The 25847-nt window shown below is 65.7% G+C and carries 27 protein-coding genes; 13 read left to right on the top strand and 14 right to left on the bottom strand.

Translation table 11 applies throughout. The annotated features are described in order from the left end of the window. Position 1: 1 nt before the first annotated feature. The 3 genes from phoB to ACOJCM_RS04740 form a co-directional block, all read right to left on the bottom strand. Entirely contained in the window at positions 2–691 is a 690-nt protein-coding gene (gene phoB, locus ACOJCM_RS04750) for a phosphate regulon transcriptional regulator PhoB (RefSeq protein WP_445210912.1), read from the bottom strand. Between the two features lie 85 nt (positions 692–776). Then, the gene (gene ubiA, locus ACOJCM_RS04745) at positions 777–1670 is read right to left on the bottom strand and encodes a 4-hydroxybenzoate octaprenyltransferase (RefSeq protein WP_445210911.1); all 894 of its coding nucleotides are present in this window, start codon (positions 1668–1670) and stop codon (positions 777–779) included. A 29-nt stretch (positions 1671–1699) separates the two neighbouring features. Then, entirely contained in the window at positions 1700–2176 is a 477-nt protein-coding gene (locus tag ACOJCM_RS04740) for a chorismate--pyruvate lyase family protein (protein ID WP_445210910.1), read from the bottom strand. Between the two features lie 182 nt (positions 2177–2358). Between ACOJCM_RS04740 and ACOJCM_RS04735 the strand changes: the two genes are divergently transcribed. The 6 genes from ACOJCM_RS04735 (at position 2359) to yccS (ending at position 7681) form a co-directional block, all read left to right on the top strand. Then, a complete protein-coding gene (locus tag ACOJCM_RS04735) occupies positions 2359–3519 on the top strand; it encodes an FAD-dependent oxidoreductase (RefSeq protein WP_445210909.1) in 1161 nt (386 codons plus the stop codon). A gap of 185 nt (positions 3520–3704) precedes the next feature. Continuing rightward, complete coding sequence (locus ACOJCM_RS04730; RefSeq protein ID WP_445210908.1) at positions 3705–3983, top strand: HU family DNA-binding protein; 279 nt, start codon at positions 3705–3707, stop codon at positions 3981–3983. Positions 3984–4064: 81 nt separating this feature from the next. Further along, positions 4065–4421: a hypothetical protein gene (locus ACOJCM_RS04725; protein ID WP_445210907.1), complete on the top strand. Its 357-nt coding sequence runs from the start codon at positions 4065–4067 to the stop codon at positions 4419–4421. Between the two features lie 85 nt (positions 4422–4506). Further along, positions 4507–4803, top strand: coding sequence for a hypothetical protein (locus ACOJCM_RS04720; protein ID WP_445210906.1), 297 nt, complete (start codon positions 4507–4509; stop codon positions 4801–4803). Then, complete coding sequence (locus ACOJCM_RS04715; RefSeq protein ID WP_445210905.1) at positions 4803–5384, top strand: cyclodeaminase/cyclohydrolase family protein; 582 nt, start codon at positions 4803–4805, stop codon at positions 5382–5384. The genes ACOJCM_RS04720 and ACOJCM_RS04715 overlap by 1 nt, the downstream gene beginning before the upstream one ends. A gap of 80 nt (positions 5385–5464) precedes the next feature. Further along, positions 5465–7681, top strand: coding sequence for a YccS family putative transporter (gene yccS / locus ACOJCM_RS04710; protein ID WP_445210904.1), 2217 nt, complete (start codon positions 5465–5467; stop codon positions 7679–7681). A gap of 7 nt (positions 7682–7688) precedes the next feature. Here yccS and recG read toward each other — a convergent pair whose 3' ends face one another. Next, positions 7689–9770, bottom strand: a complete 2082-nt coding sequence (gene recG, locus ACOJCM_RS04705; RefSeq protein ID WP_445210903.1) for an ATP-dependent DNA helicase RecG — start codon at positions 9768–9770, stop codon at positions 7689–7691. Then, on the bottom strand, positions 9767–10687 hold the full coding sequence (locus ACOJCM_RS04700) for a hydrogen peroxide-inducible genes activator (RefSeq protein ID WP_445210902.1): 921 nt from the start codon (positions 10685–10687) through the stop codon (positions 9767–9769). Before ACOJCM_RS04700 ends, recG begins: the two co-directional genes overlap by 4 nt. 77 nt (positions 10688–10764) lie before the next feature. On the opposite strand from ACOJCM_RS04700, the gene ACOJCM_RS04695 reads away from it, so the two are divergent. Beyond that, positions 10765–11637 carry an NAD(P)H-binding protein gene (locus ACOJCM_RS04695; RefSeq protein WP_445210901.1) on the top strand — a complete coding sequence of 291 codons (873 nt, stop codon included), beginning with the start codon at positions 10765–10767 and terminating at the stop codon, positions 11635–11637. Between the two features lie 73 nt (positions 11638–11710). Here the strand turns inward: ACOJCM_RS04695 and ACOJCM_RS04690 are convergent, their stop codons facing one another. The 7 genes from ACOJCM_RS04690 to ACOJCM_RS04660 all read right to left on the bottom strand — a co-directional run bounded on the left by ACOJCM_RS04690 (position 11711) and on the right by ACOJCM_RS04660 (position 17441). Then, positions 11711–12208, bottom strand: a complete 498-nt coding sequence (locus tag ACOJCM_RS04690; RefSeq protein WP_445211024.1) for an acyloxyacyl hydrolase — start codon at positions 12206–12208, stop codon at positions 11711–11713. 75 nt (positions 12209–12283) lie between these two features. Beyond that, positions 12284–12796 (bottom strand): RNA 2',3'-cyclic phosphodiesterase, encoded by a 513-nt coding sequence (thpR, locus tag ACOJCM_RS04685; RefSeq protein ID WP_445210900.1) that lies wholly within the window; start codon positions 12794–12796, stop codon positions 12284–12286. Positions 12797–12803: 7 nt separating this feature from the next. After that, a complete protein-coding gene (locus ACOJCM_RS04680) occupies positions 12804–13193 on the bottom strand; it encodes a RidA family protein (protein ID WP_445210899.1) in 390 nt (129 codons plus the stop codon). An 84-nt stretch (positions 13194–13277) separates the two neighbouring features. Beyond that, positions 13278–15413 (bottom strand): RelA/SpoT family protein, encoded by a 2136-nt coding sequence (locus tag ACOJCM_RS04675; protein ID WP_445210898.1) that lies wholly within the window; start codon positions 15411–15413, stop codon positions 13278–13280. A gap of 22 nt (positions 15414–15435) precedes the next feature. Next, complete coding sequence (gene rpoZ / locus ACOJCM_RS04670; RefSeq protein ID WP_445210897.1) at positions 15436–15696, bottom strand: DNA-directed RNA polymerase subunit omega; 261 nt, start codon at positions 15694–15696, stop codon at positions 15436–15438. Between the two features lie 161 nt (positions 15697–15857). Beyond that, on the bottom strand, positions 15858–16472 hold the full coding sequence (gmk, locus tag ACOJCM_RS04665) for a guanylate kinase (protein ID WP_445210896.1): 615 nt from the start codon (positions 16470–16472) through the stop codon (positions 15858–15860). 90 nt (positions 16473–16562) lie between these two features. Next, a complete protein-coding gene (locus tag ACOJCM_RS04660; protein ID WP_445210895.1) occupies positions 16563–17441 on the bottom strand; it encodes a YicC/YloC family endoribonuclease in 879 nt (292 codons plus the stop codon). A 166-nt stretch (positions 17442–17607) separates the two neighbouring features. Here ACOJCM_RS04660 and rph point away from each other — a divergent pair, with 166 nt between their 5' ends. Further along, positions 17608–18345, top strand: coding sequence for a ribonuclease PH (gene rph / locus ACOJCM_RS04655; protein ID WP_445210894.1), 738 nt, complete (start codon positions 17608–17610; stop codon positions 18343–18345). A gap of 260 nt (positions 18346–18605) precedes the next feature. Here rph and ACOJCM_RS04650 read toward each other — a convergent pair whose 3' ends face one another. Next, entirely contained in the window at positions 18606–19373 is a 768-nt protein-coding gene (locus ACOJCM_RS04650; protein ID WP_445210893.1) for an exodeoxyribonuclease III, read from the bottom strand. A gap of 144 nt (positions 19374–19517) precedes the next feature. Here ACOJCM_RS04650 and pyrE point away from each other — a divergent pair, with 144 nt between their 5' ends. Genes pyrE through rep form a run of 4 tightly spaced genes read left to right on the top strand, consistent with a single transcriptional unit; the run spans position 19518 to position 23420 of the window. After that, positions 19518–20189, top strand: coding sequence for an orotate phosphoribosyltransferase (gene pyrE / locus ACOJCM_RS04645; RefSeq protein ID WP_445211023.1), 672 nt, complete (start codon positions 19518–19520; stop codon positions 20187–20189). Between the two features lie 37 nt (positions 20190–20226). Then, entirely contained in the window at positions 20227–20793 is a 567-nt protein-coding gene (locus tag ACOJCM_RS04640; RefSeq protein ID WP_445210892.1) for a YfaZ family outer membrane protein, read from the top strand. A gap of 57 nt (positions 20794–20850) precedes the next feature. Next, complete coding sequence (trmL, locus tag ACOJCM_RS04635) at positions 20851–21333, top strand: tRNA (uridine(34)/cytosine(34)/5-carboxymethylaminomethyluridine(34)-2'-O)-methyltransferase TrmL (protein ID WP_445210891.1); 483 nt, start codon at positions 20851–20853, stop codon at positions 21331–21333. Between the two features lie 35 nt (positions 21334–21368). Beyond that, positions 21369–23420 carry a DNA helicase Rep gene (rep, locus tag ACOJCM_RS04630; protein ID WP_445210890.1) on the top strand — a complete coding sequence of 684 codons (2052 nt, stop codon included), beginning with the start codon at positions 21369–21371 and terminating at the stop codon, positions 23418–23420. Between the two features lie 57 nt (positions 23421–23477). Here the strand turns inward: rep and ACOJCM_RS04625 are convergent, their stop codons facing one another. Beyond that, positions 23478–24386 (bottom strand): c-type cytochrome, encoded by a 909-nt coding sequence (locus tag ACOJCM_RS04625; protein ID WP_445210889.1) that lies wholly within the window; start codon positions 24384–24386, stop codon positions 23478–23480. Positions 24387–24622: 236 nt separating this feature from the next. Here ACOJCM_RS04625 and lhgO point away from each other — a divergent pair, with 236 nt between their 5' ends. Then, a complete protein-coding gene (gene lhgO, locus ACOJCM_RS04620; protein WP_445210888.1) occupies positions 24623–25822 on the top strand; it encodes an L-2-hydroxyglutarate oxidase in 1200 nt (399 codons plus the stop codon). Positions 25823–25847: the final 25 nt, after the last annotated feature.

Genomic DNA, 25847 nt, shown 5'->3' with positions numbered 1-25847 from the left:
GTCAGCCCTTGTTGGAGAAGCGGTAGCCGGTGCCGCGCACGGTCTGGATCAGATGCTGGTGGGCATCGCCCAGCGCCTTGCGCAGCCGGCGGATATGCACGTCCACGGTTCGCTCCTCGACATAGACGTTGCCGCCCCATACCTGGTCGAGCAGCTGGCTGCGGGTGTAGGCACGTTCCTGGTGCGTCATGAAGAACTGCAGCAGGCGGTACTCCGTGGGGCCCATCTCAAGCGCGTGGCCATCGGCGCTGACGCGATGACTGACCGGATCGAGCACCAGGCCGTCCACCTCCACGGGCTCCTCGATGCCCTTGGGCGTGGTGCGCCGCAACACCGCCTTGAGGCGGGCCACCAGCTCGCGGGGGGAGAAGGGCTTGGTGATGTAGTCGTCGGCACCGGCCTCGAGGCCCTGGATCTTGTTGTCCTCTTCGCTCTTGGCGGTGAGCATGATGATCGGCAGTTCGCGGGTAGCTTCCTCGCGCTTGAGCCGGCGAGCCAGCTCGATGCCGCTGGTGCCGGGCATCATCCAGTCGAGCAGCAACAGGTCGGGCTGGTTGTCGACGATCATGCTGTGGGCGCTCTGGGCGTTGGCGGCCTCCAGCACGCGATAGTCTGCCATCTCCAGCGCCACCGCGATCATCTCGCGGATTGGCGCTTCGTCGTCGACGATCAGAACGGTCTTGGCGGTCATCCCGAAGCCTCGCGGTCAGTGACGGGTCGGTGACGATCTCACCACGTCATCATGACACTTGGATGACAGCGCTGCCATAGTCGGGCTAGACACCCACTGCCGGCCATAGGCTGAGGGCGATACCGGCGAATGCCAGCAGCCCCGACCAATGATTGTTGAGAAAGGCTTGGAAGCAACGATCGCGCTCCCGGGATCGGATCAGGAACTGCTGATGAACGAAGGCGGCGGCCATGCCTGCCAGGCCTAGCCAGAAGAAAACGCCGAGCTCGATGCGCCAGCCGACCCAGCCCAGCAGGCCCAGCGTGGCCAGCTGCAGCAGGCCGATCATGGTGCGATCAGCGCGGCCGAACAGCACGGCAGTAGACTTGATGCCGATCCTCAGGTCATCGTCGCGGTCGACCATGGCGTACTCGGTATCGTAGGCCACCGTCCAGGCCACGTTGGCGGCGAACAGCAGCCAGGCCTCCAGCGGGATATGGCCGAGCACGGCACCGAAGGCCATGGGTATCGCCCAGGAGAAGGCGGCGCCGAGAAACAGCTGGGGCAGATGGGTATAGCGCTTCATGAAAGGGTAAATGAAGGCCAGCCCTACCCCCACCAGCGAGAGCATGACGGTGAAGAGGTTGGTGAACCACACCAGCACGAAAGCCGCCGCGACCAGGCCCACGAACAGAACCTTGGCCTCGCGCTCGCTGATACGCCCGGTGGCCAGGGGACGGTTCTTGGTGCGCTTGACGTGGCCGTCGAAGTGACGGTCGGCATAGTCGTTGATCACGCAGCCTGCGGCCCGCATCAGGTAGACACCGGCGACGAAGATCAACAGCAGGTGCCGCTCGGGAACGCCGGCGGCGGCCACCCACAGCGCCCACAGGGTGGGCCACATCAAGAGCCAGGTACCGATGGGGCGATCCAGCCGCATCAGGTGCAGGAAATCGGGCAGGCGGGCCAGCCCCTTGGGGCGCATCAGGGAGCGATCCATCGATACCTCCTCATTCGATGGCGGTCATCCTAGCGCGTTGGCAGACCCAGTTCATCCGCCATCGCATCGAGAAAGAACTCTTGTACCAATACCGCGAAACGGCCGTGGCGGAACACCGAACGACGCCCCCAGGGGCCGGGCAGCGGATGGAAGGGGGCCGGGGCGGTGGTCACCTCGATGGGGCTTCGTGCCAGGCCGGGCTGGCGAAACAGCCAGCTGCCCAGTGAACGCTCGCCCAGCCGCTCGAGGCGCTGTCCGCGCAGCTGCGCCAAGGGTGCCACCGAGCGCGCCAGCACCCAGGGCCGCTCTTCCAGGCTCAGCGCCACTTCCCGCAGCCAGGCAAGACGGTCGTAAGGCAGGCCCAGGGCCCGGGCCTCATCAGGACGCGGCCGCCCCAGGCGCTGCGCGAGCAGGCGTACCTGGAAGGTTCGGCCGGCGCCGGCCTCGATCAGCCGCGCGGTCAGCGAATCCCGGCTGGCCACCCAGGCCCACCAGGCGGGACTCATCTCGGCACGCCCGGCGGGCAGGGGGCGCCAGCCGAGGGTTAAAGGGAGCGGGTCATGAGACGCCGCGCGGTTCCGGGCCACCTGCGCTCTCCGGGTCGATGGGGAGCGCGTAGTGTAACATGCGACCTGGACGATTCTTGACGGACCGCCCCCGCGGCGGACCCGCACACCCAAGGAGCCCTATGACCGCGCCCCTGACCATCGTTGGCACCGGCATGGCGGGCATTGGCCTGCTAAAGCAGCTACGCATGCTGGATGCCGAGCGCCCCGTCACGTTGATCACGGCCGACAGTGGCGATGACTACGCCAAGCCGCTGCTATCGACCGGCTTTGCCAAGCGCCTTCCGCCCGAACGGCTGGCCGCCCGCACGGCGCTGGAACTGGCCGACCAGTTAAGCGCGGTGGTGCGGACCCATACCCGGGTCGATGCTATCGATCTGGCCGGTCGCTCCCTGCGCATTGGCGAAGAGCGCCTGGCATGGAGCGAGCTGGTGCTGGCCACCGGTGCCGCACCCACCCGTCCCTTCGCCATACCCGAGCGCCTTGCCGGTCGTGTGTTCAGTGTCAACGACCTCGATGACTACCGCCGGTTCCACGCTGCCCTAGAAGCGCTGGGGCGGCCCGCGCGTACGGCCATCATCGGCGCCGGCCTGGTGGGCTGCGAGTTCGCCAACGACCTGGCGGCAGGGGGTCACGCGGTGAGCCTGGTCGCCCCCGAGGCCACCCCCTTGCCGCGCCTGCTGCCGGAGCCGCTGGGCCGCGCGCTGGGCGAAGCCTTCAGCGAGGCGGGGATGGTGCTGTACCTGGGGCGCGGCCTGGAGCGGCTGGAGGAGACGGGCGGCGATATCGGCCTGACGCTCGACGACGGCGAGCGGATCGAGGCCGATCTGGTGCTGGTCGCCACCGGCCTGCGTCCACGCAGTGAGCTGGCCCGGGAGGCCGGCCTGGCGGTAACGGCGGCCGGTATCCAGGTTGACCGCTACCTGGCGGCTTCGGCGCCTGGCGTGCATGCCCTGGGTGACGTGGCCTGCGTGGCCGGCGTCAACGCCATGTATGTCCAACCGTTGCAGGCCAGTGCGAAGGCGCTGGCGCGCACGCTTGCCGGCACGCCCACCAGGGTGGGTTATGGCGCTTGGCCGGTGCTGGTGAAGACACCGCTGCTGCCGGTGGTGGCGCTACCGCCGCTGAAGGCACCGGTGCGCTGGCGAATCGAGGGAGAAGGACGGGACCTGACGGCCCTCGCCGAAGACAAAGACGAACGTTTGATTGGCTTTGCGTTGACAGGAAGCTGCGTCAGGCGGAAAGTTGAGCTGGCGCGGGCTACACCGCCATTGCTAGGCTAGTGACGTCATCGTCTCGGCCGGCTTTAAGTACGGTTAGCCGATGATCGTACGACGCCTCATAGAGCAGGGGAAGAACCCAGACAAGGGGACGGGCTCTCCCGGGGAAGACAGGCGTCTTCAAAAACCGATCGTGCATAACAATACCGGCGCTTTTGCCGGGTCATAGCCAATACCAGGAGGGCTGTATGCGTAAGCCAGAACTTGCCGCGGCAATTGCCGAGCGTGCGGAACTGTCCAAGGACAAAGCCAGCCAGGTGCTCAACGTCATTCTCGACGAGATCACCGGCAGCGTTTCCCAGGGTCAGGACGTCTCCCTGATCGGCTTCGGTACCTTCACCGTGCGCGAGCGCGCCGCGCGTACCGGCAAGAACCCGCAGACCGGCCAGCCGTTGGCCATTCCGGCCAGCAAGACGGTTGCCTTCAAGCCGGGCAAGGGCCTAAAGGATGCCGTCGGCAAGGGCTGATCCGGCCGTCGGATATACTCGTCACGCGGCCTGCTCCGTCAGGCCGCGATGCCCAACCCCACCGCTCGAATCGGATTCGACATGAAGCTGCGACTGATCCTGTGGCTGCTTGGGTGGATGCTCAAACGGGCCTTGCGGCGCAAGCCAGCCTTTCGCCAGACGCTTTCCGAGATGCGTCACTTCGACTGGGGCATCGCCACCGAAGACCTTTCCACCGCGCGCCATTACCGCATGTCGCCGCAGGGCATTCTGGTCGGCATGGGGCTGCCCGTGGATCTTGACCTGGAGCTGCGCTTTGCGGATGAGGCCACGGCCGTTCGCGTGTTGCGCAAGCCGACTCAGCAAGCTTTCCTCGACGGTATGATGGCAGGCAAGGTGCGCCTGGTCGGCGATTCGAGTGACCTGAAGAAACTGCAGAAGCTGCTGCGTCACTTGTGACGAAGAAGCGGATTCTGGCCGTTTCCCCCTCTCGGTTAATGTCTCTCGCCACGCTATCATGGCGTTTTCTCTCCGGATGAGCGCCATGCCTCGCTTGCTTGTTCTCAAGACCGGCGGCAGTTTTCCCGACGTCATCGCCGCACGCGGCGACTTCGAGGACGGGTTTCGGCATCGCCTGGCTCGCTACGGCGACCGTCAATGGGGTGTGTCATTCCACCCCGAGTTCGGTACTCGCCTCATGTTGCGCTACGTGACGCGTCAAGCGGCACGTCTGCGCCGGCTCGGGCAGAACTCCGAGACGTTGCACGAGGGAGTGCGCGACACGCCCGAGACGTCGGGGCTGCTGGAAGCCTTTGCCGATCTGGTCGTGAAGGAGGCGTGATGAGCGATTCGGTCTGGCAATGGTCACTCACCGACTTTCGCGATGCCATCGAGACTCGCGGCATGCCCGGTTGCGGGGCGGCGGCAGCGGTCAGTGCGGCATTGGGCATGGCGCTCGTACTCAAGGGATTGCGCCTCAGTGACGACCGAAGCGCGCTCATCTCACGCGGCGATGCGCTGTGCGAGGCGCTGGCGCGCCTCGCGGACGACGATATCGCCGTCTTCGGGCAATTTCTGGCGGCGGCGAAGCGAGCGCCTAACGCAGCTGAGCGGGCCGGGAAGCAAGAGGACGAGATGGAGCGGGCTGTCGAATCCGCCTGCCGCGTGCCCTTGGAAATCGCCCGGGCCTGTCGCGACGCCTTGGCCTTGTCCGCCGAGGCGCTCCCCCTGACGGCCGAGCGATTCCACAGCGATACCCGGGCCGGGGCACGGTTGCTCCATGCCGCGCTTCTTGCCGTGCTGGCGGGGCTCGAAGACAACCTGCAGGGGCTGGATGGGCGCGAGGACCGCGAAGCATTGAGGCAGTCGGGCAGAGCGCTTCGCGCCGAGGCCGAGACCTGGCTCACGCAGCTTGAGACGTGAGCCCCGTATTTACGCCTGCCTTATACTAAAGTAGAGTGTAATGATGAGTTGTCTGCCGCCATGACAGGCGTACCGATAACATGCCGACTTCCGTAACGCTTGCGCTGCGGCGCCTGTGGACACTGGACAAGTTCGCCTACAGCCTGCGGGTCTTCATCGCCTTCAGCGGGGCACTGCTGCTGAGCTGGTCGCTGGGTGACATCGCCCTGCTGATTCCGCTCTTCCTGGGCATTATCGCCAGCGCCCTGTCGGAAACCGACGACAGCTGGCGGGGTCGCCTGCAGGCGCTCCTGGTCACCCTGCTCTGCTTCGCCACGGCGGCATTCGTCGTCCGCTGGCTTTACCCATGGCCGCTGTTGTTCGCCCCGGGGCTGGGTATCGCGACCTTCGTGGTGATCATGCTGGGCGCCGTGGGCCAGCGTTATGCCACCATCGCCTCCGGCACGCTGATCCTCTCCATCTACATCATGATCAACATCGAGCATCACGGCGGCGTACCGCAGGAGGGAGACTGGGGCCAGACGCTGCTGATCCTGGCAGGGGCCGCCTGGTACGGTGCGATTTCCGTGATTTGGTGCGCGCTCTTCTCGCGCCAGCCGGTCAAGCAGAGCATGGCCCTGCTCTATCGTGAGCTTGGCAAGTACCTGATCCTCAAGGCGACGCTGTTCGAGCCGCTGCGCGGCATCGACGTCGAAGCGAGGCGCCTGGCGGTGGCCCGGCAGAACGGCCGTGTCGTCGAGTCGCTGAATCGGGCGAAGGAGATGATCTTTCGCCGGCTCCAGGGGCAGCGCGGCGAGAGCAAGCTGAACCGCTACCTGCGCATCTACTTCATTGCCCAGGACATTCACGAGCGGGCCAGCTCGTCGCACTACCCCTATGCCCAGTTGACCGAGGCCTTCTTCCATCACGATGTGCTGTTTCGCTGTCAGCGCCTGTTGGACCAGCAGGGCCAGGCGTGCAAGCGGCTGGGCAAGGCACTGCTGCTCAACCGGCCCTTCGAGCATGACCAGAGCGAACGGGCGCTGGAGGATCTGCGTGCCTCCATCGCGCATCTCAAGGCCATGCGCAACCCGGCATGGCGCGAGCTGATGCACCCGCTCGGCGCGCTGGCCGACAACCTCGCCACTCTCGAAGGGCAACTGGCCACGGCGCACAACCCCGATGCCGGTGGCTGGCCCAACGATGCAACGCTTTACGACCGCTCCCCCGGCAGCCTGAGGGACGCCTGGGAGCGCATCCGCCTCAACCTGACGGTGGGTTCGCCCACCTTTCGCCATGCGATTCGGCTGCCCATCGCCCTGTTGGCGGGCTATGGGCTGCTGTACCTGATCCATCCCGAACAGGGCTTCTGGATTCTGCTCACCACGCTGTTCGTTTGCCGTCCCAACTTCGCCGCTACCCGGCGTTTCCTGGTCCAGCGCATTGCCGGCACCGTGTTCGGGCTGGTGTTCGGCTGGGCATCGATCACGCTGTTTCCCAGCGCCTGGCTACAGACGCTGATCGCCGTGATCGCTGGGGTGGCGTTCTTTGCCACGCGTGAGAAGCACTATGTCGTTGCCACCGGTGCGATCACCCTGCTGGTACTGTGCAGCTTCAACCAGATCGGTGACGGTTTCGACCTGATCTGGCCGCGCCTGTTCGACACCCTGCTCGGTGCGCTGATCGCCGGCGCAGCGGTGTTCTTCATCCTGCCCGACTGGCAGGGGCGACGCCTGCATCGCGAGGCGGCCAATGCCATCACTGCCAACCGCTGTTATCTGGACGAGATTCTTCACCAGTACGCGAGCGGCAAGCAGGATGACCTCGCCTACCGGCTGGCACGCCGCGACGCCCATAATGCCGATGCGGCGCTCTCCACCCTGCTCGCCGATATGCTGCAGGAACCCGAGCACTATCGACGCCAGGATGCCGATGACGGGTTTCGCTTCCTGGTGCTCTCCCACACGCTGCTGGGCTACCTCTCGGCGCTGGGAGCCCACCGCCATCGGCTCAAGGACGAAGCGGAAGATGCCAGGCTGCTGCCTGCCGCACGGCGAATCGCCGATGTGCTCGGGGAGTTGGCGGACTGCCTGGTGCGACGAGTGCCGATGGTCTTGGAAGATGCGCGGCAGGCGGCGCTGCTGGCCGAGTTCGAGCCCGAGTCTGACGGCTCCGAAGAGGAAGCCAGCTATCGGCCGCTGCAGACCCAGCTGCAGCTCATTGCCCGCCAGCTGATGCCACTGGCCGAGGCCGCCAACCGGCTCGTGGCAGCCGGGGCTCGGAGGCCGGCCCATCCCGGTACGGTGGCGGCGCGCTGATGCGCACCTAGACCTGGCCGTAACGCCCCGCTTCCTCGCCCAGCCAGCGGCGGATCAAGGGCTGGCTCGCCTGGGGGTGGCGGGCCAGCAGCGCATCGGCCAAGGGCGCCACCCGCTCGAGCAGGTCGGCATCGCGCTCCAGGTCGGCGATCTTCATCTGCGCCAGCCCCGTCTGGCGGGTACCCAGCACCTCGCCGGGCCCGCGCAGCTCGAGATCCTTCTCGGCGATACGAAAACCGTCCGTGGTCTCGCGCATGACCGCCAAACGCTCGCGGGAATGGGCCGACAGCGGCCCGTGGTAGAGCAGCACGCAAAAGCTCTCGCTGGTGCCACGCCCCACCCGGCCGCGGAGCTGATGCAGCTGCGAGAGGCCCAGGCGCTCGGGATTCTCGATGATCATCAGGCTGGCATTGGGCACGTCGACCCCCACCTCGATCACGGTAGTGGCCACCAGCAGGTCGAGTTCCCCGCTCTTGAAGGCCTCCATCACCGCCGCCTTCTCGGCGGCCTTCATGCGTCCGTGGACCAGGCCGATGGCAAGTTCCGGCAGCGCCTCGGTGAGCTCGTCACGGGTCGCTTCGGCGGCCTGGCACTGCAGCGCGTCGGATTCCTCGATCAAGGTGCAGACCCAGTAGGCCTGGCGCCCCTCGGCGCAGGCGTGCCGAATGCGTGCCACCACCTCGGGGCGGCGCTCATCGGGTACGACCACCGTCTTCACCGGCGTACGTCCCGGCGGCAGCTCGTCGATGACCGAGACGTCGAGGTCGGCATAGGCGCTCATCGCCAGGGTGCGTGGAATCGGTGTGGCGGTCATGACCAACTGGTGCGGCGTGAGGCCCCCGGCCTCGCCCTTCTCGCGCAGTGCCAGTCGCTGGTGTACGCCGAAACGGTGCTGTTCGTCGACGATGGCGAGCCCCAGGCGCTGGAAGTGCACATCGCCCTGAAAGAGCGCGTGGGTGCCCACCACCATCCGTGCGCGACCGTCGAGGATGGCCGCCTTGGCGTCGAGACGCGCCTTGCCCTTGAGCTTGCCGGCAAGCCACGCCACCTCGATGCCGAGTGGCTCGAACCATGCCTTGAGCGTCCGGTAGTGCTGTTCGGCAAGTATTTCGGTAGGCGCCATCATGGCCGCCTGGCAGTCGCCGGCGATAGCGGCAAGCGCCGCCATGGCGGCCACCACGGTCTTGCCCGAGCCCACGTCGCCCTGCACCAGGCGCAGCATGGGCACTTCGCGGGCGAGGTCGGCGCCGATCTCGTCGAGGACACGGCGCTGGGCGCCGGTCAGCGAGAACGGCAGCTGGGTGAGAAAGCGGGCCTGCAGGCCGCGCCCGCTAGGCAGGGCCGGGGCACCGTCCCGTTGGATCTGCTGGCGTACCAGCTGCAGGCTCAGGCGATGCGCGAGCAGTTCCTCCAGGGCCAGGCGGCGAGTCGCGGGATGTTTGCCGCTGGCCAGTCCCTCGGGATCGGCATCGGGCGGGGGCTGATGAAGCACCTGCAGACAGTGGTGCAGCTCCGGTAGGCCGAAGCGTGCCCGTAATTCTTCGCCGATCCAGTCGGGCAGCGCGTCGGGCGCCGCCTCGAGACGGACCAAGGCCTGCTCGATGAGGGCCCGCAGCCGCGCCTGGTGCAGCCCTTCGGTGGTGGGGTAAATCGGCGTCAGATGATCCTCGACCGGCGCCGCATCGTTGGACAGCAGGCGATACTCGGGATGGTATATCTCCAGCCCGGTGGCGCCGGCGCGGGCCTCGCCGAAGCAGCGCACCCGAGTGCCGGGGCGGAACTGCTGCTGTTGGGCGGGGGAAAAATGGAAGAAGCGCAGGCTGATGATACCCGAGCCGTCGCGCAGCCTGACCAGCAGGCTGCGGCGGCGCCCCTTGACCACGTCGCTAGCCGATACCTCGCCTTCCACCACCGCTTCGTGGCCGGCCCGCAGGGTGCCGATCGGCGTGATCCGGGTGCGGTCCTGGTAGCGCAGCGGCAAGTGAAACAGCAGGTCGGCAACGGATTCCACCCGCAGGCGTGCCAGTTTCATGGCCAGCGCTTCCCCGACGCCCTTCAGCGAGGTAATTGGCGCGTCGAGGTCGCTCATGCCGATTCGGGAAGCGCCTCGTGAAACTGCTGAATGGCATCGGTCACCGCGTCGATCGCCTTGGGACGCGGGAAGCTGGCACGCCAGGCGATGGCCACGGTGCGTGACGGGGCCGGCGCCTTGAACGGCCGGCTGGTGAGCAGCCCGCTCTCGTAATGCCCGGTGCCGATGGCCGAACGGGGCAGCACGGTGATGCCCAGCTTGGAGGCGACCATATGGCGGATCGTCTCGAGCGAACCGCCCTCGGCGGTCAGGGTGTTGCTGGGGCTGTTGAGTTGCTGGCTGATGGCGGGGCAGGCTTCGAGGATCTGGTCGCGGAAGCAGTGGCCCTCGCCCAGCAACAGCAGGCGCTCCTTGAGCAGGTCCTCCTTATCAATGACATCTCGCCTGGCCCAGGCGTGGTCGGCCGGCATCAAGACTTCGAACTGCTCCTCATAGAGCGGCTTGGTGACCACGTCGGTCTCGTTGAACGGCAGCGCAACGATGATGGCGTCGAGCTCACCGCTGCGCAGCTTGCGCCTGAGGTTGGCGGTGAAGCCCTCCTCGATGTAGAGCGGCATCTGCGGGGCGCTACGTGTCAGCGCGGGGACCAGGTAGGGAAACAGGTACGGCCCGATGGTATAGATGGCACCGATGCGCAGGGGGCTGGCCAGCTGGTCCTTGCCGGCATTGGCCAGCTCCTTGATTACGCTGCTCTGCTCCAGCACCCGCTGGGCCTGCTCGACGATCTTCTCGCCCAGCGGGGTGACCTGCACCGTCGACTTGGAGCGCTCGAAGAGCGCCACGCCAAGTTCCTCCTCGAGTTTCTTGACGGCGACCGACAGTGTGGGCTGGGAAACGAAGCAGCGCTCCGCTGCCCGGCCGAAGTGGCGCTCCTGCGCCAAGGTTACGATGTATCGGAGTTCTGTTAGAGTCATGTCTGGTGCCCCGCGGGCATCCTCTCGGACGATAGATGACTTTCAATAGGGACTTTTTATCAGGGGGCGAGAGAAAGGTGAAGAAAACGACACTGATTCTGGGCTGCGGTGACATCGGAATGGTGCTGGGCAGGGAGCTGCTGGAGGCCGGGCATCACGTGATCGGGGCCCGCCGCAGCGCCCAGGCGCTGGAGGGCAGCGGCATCGAGCCGCTGCCGCTCGACCTCTGTGACGAAGCGGCCTTGGCCGCATTGCCCGACGTCGACTACGTGGTTTACATCCTGAGCGCCGATCGCTTCGATGAAGCGGCCTATCGGGCCGCCTATCCCGATGGCCTGAAGGCCGTGCTGCGCACCTACGAGGGTCGCGATAGGGCACCGAAGCGGCTGTTCTTCGTCTCCTCTACCAGCGTCTATGGACAGCAGGAGGGGGAGCAGGTCGACGAAGAGACGCCGGCCGAGTCGGCAGGCTTCGCCGGCATGCTGATGCGCGAAGCCGAGCAGGCGCTGCGCGAAAGCCCGTTGCCCGGTACGGCGGTGCGCTTCTCGGGTATCTACGGGCCGGGGCGAGACCGCCTGATTCGTCAGGTGCTCGAAGGGCGCATCGCGCCGAAGAGCCCGCCCATGTACTCCAACCGCATTCACCGCGACGACTGTGCCGGCGTGCTGGCTCATCTGATCGGCCTGGATAGCGCTGGCCAACCCGTCGACGAGCTCTACCTGGCCAGCGATTGCGCACCGGAGCCGCTCCACGAGGTCATGGCCTGGCTTGCCGGCCAGCTCAGGGCGGAGCCCACCGAAGTGATCCAGGCACCGCTGCGCAAGCGTGCCAGCAAGCGTTGCAACAATTCACGCCTGCTCGAGACGGGCTATGCCTTCCGCTATCCCAGCTATCGTGAAGGCTATGCCCAGGTCATGAAGGAGGGGGGCTACCTGGCCGAGCCGGTCTGAGGCGGACCCGACGCGACGGGCAGGGCGGAAACGCCACCATTGCCCGTCGCCCCGGTACCTGCCCGGCCGGCGCTCACAGCGGTAGCCGATAGCCCAGGGCCAGCACCTCGATACCATCGTTGGGTTCCTTGATGCCTGCATTGGAGTAATGGGTGAGGCTCAACGAAAGCTCGCCGGGCCCCACGGAACCGCCCAGGGCGATGCGGTCCTGGAATTGAAACGCGGTGGAGAGATCCCGCGAGCCAAGCCGTGCATCGAGAAACACCGCGGCGCCGATACCGCCTTCGACAAAGACGTTCCGCGTTCCCGCGAACGTATAGCGCAGCATGGGGGTGAATAGCCAGGCAGCGTTCTCCTTGCTCTCATCCCCTTCAAGCAACAGCAGGCCGGTGGCCAGGCGAAGGTCGAGCTGCGGATGCAGGCGCTCGAGGCCAATCAGGGTGTCGAGTTCGATACGGGCGGCGGCGGTCGATTCGCTGGTGATGCCGCCTGCGATATAGAGATCGGCCAAGATGGGCTGGCTACTCGCCATGGCCAGACCGACGCCGAGGCCGATCATCAGGTTCTTCATGCGAAGCACGGCTTGTCTCCTTTTTGTGCATCAACGATCAGCTAGCCAATCGATGGTGCGCTTCGTCCTTGAAACTCACCCCTGCGAGACGGCCAGGGTCCGATAGCGAGCGCCCCGCTCATCGAGGATCGATTGAATCAGCTCGAGCCGATTATAGGGCCACGTTTGGTCAACGGAGGGAAGGCCTTCCAGCCGAAGTGTGACAGCGCGTCGCAAGAGCGTGACATGCGGCGTGTACCGAGCGGGTCGTGCGCCGAACCCGAGCGGTTCAAGGGAGGCCCATACACGGCGATGCAGCCGCTCAAGGGCAGGATCGTGCTGGTGACCGCCCACCCAGACGATGCCGGGGCGGCGAAAGCTGCCCCAGCGGTCGAGACGCCACTCGCCGGGCGCGATGGCCAGTCCCTGTACCCACTCGATCAGGTCGGCCGCTTTCGCCTCCTCTACCTCGCCGAGGAAGGCGAGCGTCACATGCAGAGTCTCATCTGGCATGCGCCGCCCGCCGCAGTGGGCGTGGGCGATGTCCGCCAGCTCGCCGAGCCGTTGGCGCAGTTCGGCCGGCGGCACCAAGGCGAGGAAGAGTCTCACGTCCCGCTCAATCCCCTATTACCATGACCGCTTCCGCCTCCACCTGCGCCCCCTTCGGCAGCGCCTTCACGCCGACTGCGGCACGGGCCGGGTAGGGGGATTCGAAGTATTCCTCCATCACTCGATTGACGATGGCAAAGTTGTCCAGGTCGACCAGATAGAGGTTGATCTTGACGATCTCGCCCAGCGAGCCGGCGGCTTCCTCGCACACGGCCTTGAGATTGGTGAAGACCTGGCGTGCCTGGGTCTCGAAGTCGTCGGACACGAGCGCCATGGTGGCCGGGTCCAGCGGGATCTGGCCGGAGAGATAGACGGTATTACCGGCCTTGATGGCCTGGGAGTAGGGCCCGATGGCGGCGGGCGCCTTTTCGGTATTGATCACGGCCTTGTTGCTCATGATGTTCTCCTTGTGATTCTCGAGGCGATGCACTAACGAAAAACCCGTTCGCCGCGCCGGGCGACGAACGGGCCGGTAACGGGTTCAATTGCCGACGCGGGTGATCTTGCCGACGTGCGACAGGTTGCGGATGCGCTTGATGATGCGTGCCAGGTGTACGCGGTCGCGTACCGCCAGGGTGAGGTGCACGATGGAGAGACGGGCGTCGCGCTCCTCGATACCGATGCGCTCGATATTGGCGTCGGCATCGGTGACCAGGCTGGCCAGCTCCGCCACCAGCCCGCGCCGGCTCTCGATCTCGATGCGCAGGGCCACGGGGAAGTCCTCGGTGATCTCGGCGGACCATTCGAGAGCGAACAGCTTGTCGGGATCGCTCTTGAGTTCTTCGAGGTTCCGGCATTCGGTACGGTGAACCACGATGCCCTTGCCCACCGACAGGTGGCCGATCACCGGGTCGCCCGGCAGCGGATGACAGCAGCGGGCAAACTTGATCACCATGCCTTCGGCGCCGCTGATCACGATCGGTCCCTGGGGCGGGAGCGTGCGCTCGCCGGCCTCGATCATGTCCCCATGCAGCAGATCGACCAGGCGCCGCGCCACCACATGGGCGACCCGGGACCCCAGGCCAATCGACTCCAACAGGCTCTCTTCGCTCTTGACCGTTAGCTCTTCCAGCAATTCCGGCAGGACGTTGTCCGGCAGCTCTTCCAGGCTGGTCTCGAAGTCGGCCAGCGACTTGTTGAGCAGGCGTCGGCCGAGCTGCACCGCCTCGGTATGTTGCTGATGCTTGAGGGCATGGCGAATCGCCGAACGCGCCTTGGCGGTCACCACGAAGTTGAGCCAGGCCAGGTTGGGCCGCGCCCCGGGAGCGGTGATGATCTCCAGCGTCTGCCCGCTCTCGAGCCGGGTGGAGAGCGGGGCCAGATGGCGGTCGATGCGGCAGGCGATGCAGCTGTTGCCGATGTCGGTGTGCACGGCGTAGGCGAAATCGATCACCGTGGCGCCCTGGGGCAGCTCCATGATGTCACCACGGGGGGTGAACACATAGATGTCGTCGGGGAACAGGTCGTTCTTGACGTGCTCGATGAACTCCAGCGAGTCACCGGCATGGCGCTGCATCTCGAGCAGCCCCTTGACCCACTCCCGAGCGCGGGCGTGGCTGCCCTCGGCAATCGGATGGTCGGTCTGGCCGGCCTTGTAGAGCCAATGGGCGGCGATGCCGTTATTGGCCATGGCTTCCATCTCGCGGGTCCGGATCTGCACCTCGATGGGCATGCCGCCGCTGCCGAACAGCGTGGTATGCAGGCTCTGGTAGCCGTTGGCCTTGGGGATGGCGATGTAATCCTTGAAGCGCCCCGGCACCGGCTTGTAGAGATTGTGCACCACGCCGAGGATACGGTAGCAGCTGTCGACGTCCTCGGTGATGATGCGAAAACCGAACACATCCATGATCTCCGCGAACGGCTTGCGCTGGTCGCGCATCTTCTTGTAGATCGACAGCAGGTGCTTCTGGCGACCCACGACGGTGCCGGGCAGGCCCTCGTCGTCGAGGCTCTTCTGCAGGGTGGTCTGGACCTGGCGAATCGCCGAGCGGCGATGGCCGCGGGCGCTGGAGACGGCGCGCTTGATACGCTCGGAGCGCATCGGGTGCAAGGCCTGGAACGAGAGATCCTCCAGTTCCACGCGGATGGTGTTGATGCCCAGGCGACTGGCGATGCGGGCGTAGATTTCCAGCGTCTCACGGGCGATGCGACGCTTTTTCTCCGGCCGCAAGGCCCCCAGGGTACGCATGTTGTGCAGGCGGTCGGCGAGCTTGACGATGATGACGCGGATGTCCTTGGACATCGCCAGCACCATCTTCTGGAAATTTTCGGCCTGGGCGACCGCCTTGTCCTCGAAGGTGATCTGGGTCAGCTTCGATACGCCGTCGACCAGCTCCGCCACCGGCTTGCCGAACTGCTCGGCCAGCGCTTCCTTGGAGACGCCGGTATCCTCGATCACGTCATGCAGCATGGCCGACATCAGGCTCTGATGGTCCATGTGCATGTTGGCGAGGATGTTGGCTACCGCCAGCGGGTGGGTGACGTAGGGCTCGCCGGAGCGACGGCGTTGGCCGTCGTGGGCCTGCTCGGCGTAGTAGAAGGCGCGCTTGACCTGCTGGATCTCGTCGGGAGGAAGGTAGCCGCCGAGTCTGTCGGCCAGGTCGTCGATGGTGAACATTAGCGCGCCTTGGGTGACAGCCTTACTCCTCGAGAGCGATGCCCGGCTCGCCTTCGCGGCGAATCCTGACCGGTGCCTCGATCGGCTCGTCCAGTACGCTGTGGTCCACCAGGCCGGCAGCGATCTCGCGCAGGGCCATCACGGTGGGCTTGTCGTTTTCCCACGGCAGCTGGGCATCGCGCGAGCCGCGCGACAGCTGACGTGCGCGCTGGGTGGAGATCATCACCAGCTTGAAGCGGTTTTCGACGTTTTCCAGGCAATCTTCGACGGTGACACGCGCCATATTGGGTACTTCCCGAAACTGTGAGGCACCGGCCGTGGCCGGAGCACCGAAATGGAACAGGACAGACTAGATTACTCGACCCTCGGTTGCTGTGACAAGCGCTTGAGGCCGGGGTTCAGGGCAAGCGCCCGCGGCTGGGGCGATGACGAGCGCCTGTCCTGTCAGGACAATAGCGCCGCCAGCAGCGGGCCGTGGCTCTCCTGCACCCGCGCCAGGCTCAGGCGCCGGCTGATCACCAGCGACTGCAGCTCGCGCAGGGCGGTAGTGAAATCGTCGTTGATCACCAGATAGTCGTATTCGTCGTAATGCGACATCTCGCTTACCGCGTCGCGCATGCGCCGTGCAATGGTGGCGTGCTCGTCGGTGCCGCGGCTGGCCAGGCGCCGCTCCAGTTCATCGCGGGAGGGCGGCAGAATGAAGATCGACACCGCGTGGGGCATCTGCTCGCGAACCTGTCGCGCCCCCTGCCAGTCGATCTCGAGGATCACGTCCTGGCCGGCTTCGAGCAGCGCCTCTACCGCCGGCCGCGAGGTGCCGTACAAGTTGTCGAAGACGCGGGCGTGCTCGAAGAACTCACCCCGGGCGATCATCGCCTCGAACTCGGTGCCATCCACGAAGTGGTAGTTGACGCCATCCACCTCGCCGCGGCGTCGAGCCCGGGTGGTATGCGACACCGAGACCTGGATGCCGTCGAGGCTCTCGATCAGCTCGCGCACCAGGGTGGTCTTGCCGGCGCCGGAGGGCGCGGAAACGATGAAAAGCGTACCTTGGGCCATGATAAAGCATCCGTATTGAGCGGCTGCGGTGAACGCGGTACAGCCTGCCTGACGCGAACGTGACGGGCCGTCATTATACACACCGAGACGCTACTCGATATTCTGGATCTGCTCCCTCATTTGCTCGATCAGCACCTTGAGCTCCACCGCGCAGCGGGTGGTACTGGCCACTGCCGACTTGGAGGAGAGGGTGTTGGCCTCGCGGTTGAGTTCCTGCATCAGGAAGTCGAGGCGGCGCCCCTTGGGTCCCTTCTGATCGAGCTGGCGTTCCACCTCGCTGACGTGGGCCTCGAGTCGGTCGAGTTCCTCATCGACATCGGCCTTCTGCGCCAGCAGGACCAGTTCGGCTTCCAGCCGCTGGGGGTCCAGCTCCGCCTTGACTGCCTCGAGCCGCTCCAGCAACAGGGCGCGCTGGCGCTCGAGGATCTCGGGCATCAACCGGCGCACCTCGACGACCTGCTCGCGGACGCCACTGAGCCGGTCGCGGATCAGTGTGGCGAGCTTCTCGCCTTCGCGGGCGCGCGCCTCGATCAGCTCGTCGAGAGCGGCATTGAACAGCGCCGTGGCCTCCGCCTTCACCACGTCCAGGTCGACGCCCTGGGACTCGAGCACGCCGGGGTGGTCGAGCAGCGAGAGGGCGTCGGGCATGGCGACCTGGGGCAGCGCCTCGCGAACTTCGCCCAGCGCGTCGGCCAGGGCGATCAGCCGGGTGTGGTTGACGGCCAGGGTTTCGCTGATGTCGGTCGGCTCGAAACGCAGGTGGCACTCCACCTTGCCGCGTGCCAGTCGCGTGCGCAGCGCCTCGCGGAAGCCAGGCTCGAGGTCGCGCAAGGCCTCGGGAAGCCGGAAGAAGGGCTCCAGGTAGCGCTGGTTCACCGAACGCAGCTCCAGTTGCAGGCTGCCCCAGTCGTCTTCCCGACTCTGGCGGGCGAAGGCTGTCATGCTGTGAACTTTGCAGTGCTCGACCATGGCGACTCCTCGTTCGGTTGCGCCGCTGCCGGAACCGGCTCGGCGACATTTCGGACAAGGAGTGTAACCGATCTCCCGGTCCGACCGTGTAGAATGGCCAGCCATTCGATGCCCCGCTGTCCAAGCGAGGCCGTCCCGACCGTTCGTCCGTCTTTCGAGAGGTACCATGGCTTCCCAATTCACACGCCCGAGCGGGCGTCGCCCCGACCAGCCCCGCGAGATTCGTCTGACCCGCGACTACACGCGCCATGCCGAAGGTTCCGTGCTGGTGGAATTCGGCGACACCAAGGTACTGTGCAACGCCAGCGTCGAGGCCGGGGTGCCGCGCTGGTTGCGCGGCAAGGGACAGGGCTGGGTCACCGCCGAGTACGGTATGCTGCCGCGCGCCACCCACACGCGTGGCGGTCGCGAGGCGGCCCGCGGCAAGCAGGGCGGCCGCACATTGGAGATCCAGCGGTTGATCGGCCGCTCGCTGCGGGCCTCGGTGAACCTGAAGAAGCTGGGCGAATTCACCCTCACCGTGGATTGCGACGTGATCCAGGCCGACGGCGGCACTCGCACCGCCTCGATCACCGGCGGCTGCGTGGCGCTGATGGATGCCATTCGTTACCTGCAGCGCAAGAAGCTGGTCAAGGGCGACCCCTTCCTGCAACTGATCAGCTCGGTCTCGGTGGGGCTCTACAAGGGCGTGCCGGTGGTGGATCTCGACTACCCCGAGGACAGCGCCGCCGACACCGACATGAACGTGGTGATGGCGGAATCGGGCGGGCTGATCGAGGTGCAGGGCACCGCCGAGGCGGGCGTGTTCACGCGTGAGCAGCTCAACGCCATGCTGGAGCTGGCCGAAAACGCCGGCGCCGAACTTTTCGAGCATCAGCGTGAGGCACTGGGTATTCGCCGTTGAGATTATCCCAATGGAAAGGGGGAGGCTGATTTATGTCGCGAGCGATGAGAGGCTGGTTGCCGCCGGAGCGTAGCTCCCGGAATGTAGCTTGCTACATGAGGAGAGCGACGGTCCGACGCTTCGGCATCGCCGGCGGCCAGCTGTCTTTATCAAGGGCCCGAGCGCAGCAGTAAACCAGTATCTCCCTAACGCATAGCGCCGGCACGAATGCCGGCGCTATGCGTTCCGGGAAAGGCCCGGGCGCGACGAAGAGGGCGTGCTTACAGCGTCAGGTCGTACTCGACGAACAGCGGGGCGAACTCGCTGAAGGTGGCGTCGTAGTCGACCCAGGCATCGACCACGTGGCGGCGGAAGTTGGGGCCGACGATCTGGTAGTCGATGCGCCATCCTTCCTGGCGCGAGCGCGGCACTTCCTGGTCGAGCTTGGGCCACCAGGTGTATTCGCCGGCGTCACGGTTGATCTCGCGGAAGGTGTCGATGAAGCCGGTGGGGCCGAAGACCTGGTCCATCCAGGCACGCTCTTCCGGCTTGAAGCCCGGCGTGGTCTGGTTATCGGCCCAGTTTTCAAGGTCGACGGTCTTGTGGGCGATGTGCCAGGTACCGCAGATGATGTACTCGCGACGCTTGCGTGCCATCTTGTTCAGGTATTCCTGATATTGGGCCATGAAGGCCTGTTTGGCGGCGTAGTCGCTGCCGTCGGGCATCAGGAAGCTGGCGATGCTGAAGCGGTCGTAGTCGGCCTGCAGGAAGCGTGCCTCGTGGTCGCACTGGGGAAAGCCGAGACCGTACATGATCGCCTTGGGGATCTTGCGGCAATACAGCCCCACGCCCGAGAAACCGTCTTCTTCGGCGTCGAGGAAGTAGCCTTCGTAGCCCTCCGGATACAGAATGCTGTCGTCCAGCTCGAAGCTCTTGGCCTTGAGGTTCTGGACGCAGATGACATCGGCGTCCTGTTCGGCCAGCCAGTCGAGGAAGCCTCGTCCGACGGCCTCGCGGATTCCGTTGACATTGATGGTGGCAATTTTCATACATGGTCCCTTTGACGTCGCGCGTGTATGATACCCGACGTTTCGACGTTTGGGTAAATGGCCCGCATGGATATTCGTGGTAGGCGGCAGAATTCCGTTTCCATGAAGCCAATGAATAGCAGGGGGAGCGCCGTGTCGGCCAGCATGCAAGCCTATCAGCGTGAGTTCATCGAGTTCGCCATCGAACAGGGCGTGCTCAAGTTCGGCGAGTTCACCCTCAAGTCGGGCCGTGTCAGCCCTTACTTCTTCAATGCCGGCCTGTTTCGCAGCGGCGGCGCCCTGGCGCGACTGGGGCGTTTCTATGCCAATGCCATCGAGGCCAGCGGCGTGCCCTTCGACGTGCTGTTCGGCCCGGCCTATAAGGGCATCCCGCTGGCGGCCACCACGGCGGTGGCGCTGGCCGATCATCACGGCCGCGACCTGCCGTTCGCCTTCAACCGCAAGGAGGCGAAGGACCACGGCGAGGGCGGTAACATCGTCGGCGCCGAGCTTGCCGGGCGCATCCTGATCATCGACGACGTGATCACCGCAGGCACCGCGGTGCGCGAAGTGATGACATTGATCGAAGATGCCGGCGCCAAGGCCGCCGGCGTGGTGATCGCCCTGGATCGCCAGGAGTGCGGACAGGCGGGGGCGGAAATGCAGCGCCAGAGCGCCATCCAGGAGGTCGAGTCGCGCTACGGCATGCCGGTGGTCAGCATCGTCACCCTCGACATGGTGCTGGCCTATCTCGAGCAGCAGGCGAGTGCCGAATGGCAGGGACATGCGGCCGCCATTCGCGATTACCGCGCGCGCTATGGCGTTACCGCCCAATGAGTCGGGAAATCCGAGTTGCGCATCTGAGGAGACATCGATGAAAAGCCTAGATCAGTTCGCCAGGGCCGCCCTGGCCGTGGGAATGCTGTTCACCGCCGCCGGCGCTCATGCGGCGGGCGGCCTGGACCTCAACCTCGGTGCCGATGCCGTGCAGTTCGAAGCCGCCGGCGAGATCACCCAGGGCGTGGTTCTGGGGGGCGGTGTCATCAACAGCGAGTATCGCGAAGACGCCACCCTCTACCATGCCCAGCTGCTCGGCGTGCAGCGCAACCGCGAACGTGACGTAGGCATCGGTGCGCGCTGGACCCAGTTCGACACCGACTACGGCAACGGCGGTGGCCTGGGCCTGGGCGGTTACGGCTATGTCTACCTGCCGCAGGCACCGGCCGTTTCGCTGGGTGGCTACGGCTTCTACACGCCTGGCGTCGTGACCGGGGGCGACCTCGACGACGGTTACGAAGTGGGCGTGCGTGCGCGCTATGCCTTCACGCCCAACGTCGACGGCTACGTTGGCCTGCGTCAGTCGGCGGCCGACTTTGACAATCGCCACGGCAGCCGCACCCTGGATCGTGGCGCTCAGGTCGGGGTTCGCCTGAACTTCTGACCTCGCTGTACCGGCGGGCCTCCGGTGGGGTCCGCCTGCGCTTTCAGGCAGGCCGCCATGCTCGACGTCGTACTCTTCGAACCCGAGATCCCGCCCAATACCGGCAACCTGATTCGACTCTGTGCCAATAGCGGCTTTCGCTTGCACCTGATCGAGCCGCTGGGCTTCGTGCTCGACGACAAGCGTTTGCGCCGAGCGGGGCTCGACTACCACGAATGGGCGGCCGTCCGCGTGCATCGCGACTGGCCGGCCTTCGTCGAGGCGGTGGCGCCCGAGCGGGTCTTCGCCGTATCGACCCGCGGTCGCACCGGCTACCATGAGCCTAGCTATCGCCCCGGCGATACCCTGCTGTTCGGCCCCGAGACCCGCGGCCTGCCCCAGGCGATGCTCGATGCCCTGCCACCCGAGCAACGTCTGCGGATTCCCATGCTGCCGGACAGCCGCAGCCTCAACCTCTCCAACGCCTGCGCCATCCTGGTGTACGAGGCCTGGCGCCAGTTGGGCTTCGCCGGTGCCGTGAGCCTCCAGAAAGCACCTTGAGAAAGCCCCTTGAACAAGCGCTCCGAGACACGCCCATGAGCATCCAGCAACGCCTCGCCAAGCTCAACCCGCGTCAGCAGGAGGCCGTGCGCTACATCGACGGCCCATGCCTGGTGCTGGCCGGTGCCGGCTCGGGCAAGACCAGCGTGATCACCACCAAGATCGCCTACCTGGTGCAGGAGTGCGGCATGAGCGCGCGACGCATCGCCGCGGTGACCTTCACCAACAAGGCGGCTCGCGAGATGAAGGAGCGCGTGGGGCAGATGCTCAAGGGCAAGGAGGGTCACGGTTTGACCGTCTCGACCTTCCACACCCTGGGGCTCAACATCATTCGCGGCGAGCTCAAGGCGCTGGGCTACAAACCCGGCTTCTCGCTATTCGACCCCGAGGACGCCAAGGCGCTGCTGCGCGACCTGATGAACAAGGACGCCCAGGTCGATGCCGAACAGATCAATGCCGTGCAACACCAGATCTCGGAATGGAAGAACGACCTGGTGCTGCCGGGACAGGCGCTGTCTCATGCCGTCGATGAGGACCAACAGTACGCCGCGCGCGTTTACGAGGCCTACGTGCGCCATCTCAAGGCCTACAACGCGGTGGACTTCGACGACCTGATCCTGCTGCCGGTGGTGCTACTGAAGGACAACCCCGACGTGCTGGCGCGCTGGCGGCGCAAGATACACTACATGCTAGTGGACGAGTATCAGGACACCAACGTTTCGCAGTACCTGCTGGTCAAGCTGTTGATGGCCGAGCGCAAGACCTTCACCGTGGTGGGCGACGATGACCAGTCGATCTATGCCTGGCGCGGCGCGCGACCCGAGAACCTGGTCACCCTGGGCGAGGACTTCCCGCGCCTCAACGTGATCAAGCTGGAGCAGAACTACCGCTCCACCGGCACTATCCTGCGCGCGGCCAACACGCTCATCGCCAACAACCCTCACGTCTACGAGAAGACGCTGTGGTCGGAGATGGGCCAGGGCGCGCCGATACGCGTGGTGGTCAACCGCCACGAGGAGGCCGAGGCCGAGCGGGTGGCCAGCGAGATTCTCACCCGGCGTATCAAGGAGTCAGCCGCCTGGCGTGACTTCGCCGTGCTCTACCGCGGCAACTTCCAGGCCCGCCTGCTCGAGCTCAAGCTGCAGCACTACCAGATTCCCTACAAGCTCTCCGGCGGCACGTCATTTTTCTCGCGCAACGAGATCAAGGACGCCATGGCCTACCTGCGCCTGCTGATCAATCCGGCCGACGACAACGCCTTTCTGCGCATCGTCAACGTGCCGCGCCGCGAGATTGGCCCGGGCACGCTGGAGAAGCTTGCCAACTACGCCACCGAACGTGGCGTTTCCCTGTTCGACGCCTGCCACGAGCTAGGCCTGGAGCAGCAGCTGCCTGCGCGGGCGGTGGAGCGGCTCTCGCGCTTCACCCATTTTATCGACGGCGTGCGCCGACGCATGGACGGGGGCGACTCCGTGGCGGCGATACGCGGCATGATGCATGAAATGGACTACGAGGCGTGGCTCTACCAGAACGCCAGCGCGCCCACCGTCGCCGAACGGCGCATGGCTAACGTGTGGACACTGATCGACCAGCTCGAGAAGTCGATGAGACGCGATCCCGAGGAGATCGAAGCGGAAGACAGTGCTGAAACCGATGACGTCGAGGCCGCCATCTCGCGGCTGGTGCTGCGCGACATTCTCGAGCAGCAGGCCGAGGAGGACGACACCGACCGGGTGCAGCTCCTGACCATGCACGCCTCCAAGGGACTGGAGTTTCCGCATGTCTATCTGATGGGCCTGGAGGAGGAACTGCTGCCCCACCGCAACGCCATCGAGGCCGGCACGGTGGAGGAAGAGCGGCGCCTGGCGTATGTCGGCATCACCCGGGCGCGCCGGACCCTGACCCTGACGCTGGCGCGTCAGCGCAAGGCCTTTGGCGAGCTGATGGACTGCACGCCCAGCCGCTTCCTCGACGAGCTGCCGCCGGACGACCTCGAATGGGAGGGTCGCGCCGACAAGGAGGACCCGGAGAAGAAGCAGGCCCGCGGACAGGATGCCATCGCCGGGCTGCGCTCCCTGTTGGGGTGACACCTCAATGCAGCGGGGCGCCCGAAGGCGCCCCGCACAGGCTGAGCTCCGCTTGGGTTACTTGACGGGCTTGACCAGGAAATCCACGGCCGCACGGACCTCGTCATCGGACAGGTTGGTGTGCCCACCCTTGGGCGGCATGGCCCCGATGCCGTTGATGGCGTGGTCGTACAGCGTCTCGATGTCCTGATCGATGCGGCCTTCCCACTCGCCGGCTTCGCCACGGCGCGGAGCGCCGGCGGCACCGGTCATGTGGCAGGCCATGCAGGCCTGGTTATAGATCGCTTCGCCGTCGATGCCGGAGTCGCCAGACGCTTCTTCGTCACTGGCGGCTTCTTCGTCGGAAGCGGTGTCCTCGGCCTCTTCATCCCCCGAGGCATCTTCGGTCGCTACGGCAGCGGCCTCGGCGTCCTCGTCAACCGGGCCCTCTTCGCTCACGGCTTCCTCTTCGGTCGCTTCGTCATCGGCGCCAGCCTCGTCGGAGGCGGCTTCATCGTCGCCGGCAGCTTCTTCTTCGCCGCCCACTTCCGGCACGTCCATGACCGGCTCGAGCAGGTGCGCGGTGGCAGCGGCGACTTCCTCGTCGGAGAGGCTCGCGTTGCCACCGCGAGCCGGCATGGCATTGAAGCCGTTGATGGCATGATCCAGCAGCGTGTCCCAGCCCTTGTCGGCGCGGTCGGCCCAGTTGTCTTCCTCGCCGCGGACCGGCGCACCGGCGGCGCCGCTGTCGTGGCATGCGCTGCACACCTGGCCGTAGATGCCTTCGCCGTCGGTGCCTTCGCCGCCGCCGTCGTCACTCTCGGCAGCCGCTGCGGTGCCACAGTCCTCATCCTTCAGGCAGAGTTCGCCAACCGGCTTCAAGCGTTCGGCGATGGCATCGCGGTCCACTTCAGCCTGAGCGGACATGGCACCCGCAGTCAGGCCGATGGTGGCCAGACACCCCAAGATCAGTTTGCTGGATTTCACTCTCACCACCTCTCGACGGTCCTGTAATAATCTTCTGGCGATGACGGCTCGCGACGGCCGGGCGCCATGACGCACACAATGGGCGATAGTATACCGATATAGCAAAGCGCTGGAAAACGCCGGCATCCTCACCTTTGGCATGAGCAAGCGCAGCGGCCCGCCGGGTGGCCAGCGTAGCGGCCGGCGAGTATCGTGGTAGTGAACCTTCCGTCTTCCATTGGCGATGCGAGGCCTGCGTGTACGATTTCATCATTATCGGTGGCGGCATTCTCGGCCTCTCCACTGCGATGCAGCTCATCGAGCGCTATCCCGACAAGAAAATGCTGTTGCTGGAGAAGGAGAGCGGCCCCGCGCGGCACCAGACCGGCCACAACAGCGGCGTGATCCATGCCGGCGTCTACTATACGCCGGGCAGCCTGAAGGCGCGTTTCTGCCTCGAGGGCAACCGCGCCACCAAGGAATTCTGCGAACGCCGCGGCATTCCCTTCGAGGTCTGCGGCAAGCTGCTGGTGGCGACCAACCCCCAGGAGATGCAGCGCATGGAAGCGCTATGGGAACGCACGGCTGCCAATGGGCTGGAGCGCGAATGGCTTTCGGGCGACGCGCTCAGGGAGCGCGAGCCCAACATCGTCGGACTCGGCGCCATCTTCGTTCCCTCCAGCGGCATCGTCAGTTATGCCCGGGTGGCTGAGGCGATGGCCGACGAGTTTCAGCGTAGAGGCGGCCAGATCCGCTACGATCATGCGGTCACCGGAATCGAGGAGCGCTTTGGGGAAGTCGTGGCCACCACCTCGCGGGGTGAATTCGCCGGCCGCTACCTGGTGACCTGCTCGGGGCTGATGGCCGACCGCATCGTGCGCCTGCTGGGGCGCAACCCCGGCTTCTCCATATGCCCGTTCCGCGGCGAATACTACCGGCTGCCCGACCGGCTCAGCCAGATTGTCAACCATCTCATCTATCCCATTCCCGATCCTTCCATGCCGTTTTTGGGCGTCCATCTGACTCGCATGATCGATGGCTCGGTGACCGTGGGCCCCAACGCGGTGCTGGCCTTCAAGCGCGAAGGCTATCGCAAGAACGACGTCTCGCTCGTCGACATGGCGCGCATGTTCGCCAACCCGGGGATTCTCAAGGTACTGGGCCGCAACCTGAAGCCCGGGCTACACGAGATGCGAAATTCGCTGTGGCGCCGCGGCTACCTGGAAGAGGTCCGCAAGTACTGCCCCAGCCTGACGCTGGACGATCTCGAGCCGTGGCCCGCCGGCGTGCGTGCCCAGGCCGTCTCCCGCGACGGCCGGCTGATCGACGACTTCCTGTTCGTCAATACCCGCCGCACCATCAACGTCTGCAACGCCCCGTCGCCGGCTGCCACCTCGGCGCTGCCCATCGGCCGGCACATCCTTGAGAAGGTCGGCGAGATGGTGCAAGCGAGCTGAGCCGCAACCGCAGCGAGGCAGCATC

Source organism: Billgrantia hypersalina (genome assembly GCF_052584175.1).
The sequence above is the reverse complement of the archived record's forward strand: the minus strand, read 5'-3'. Positions and strand labels throughout refer to the sequence as shown.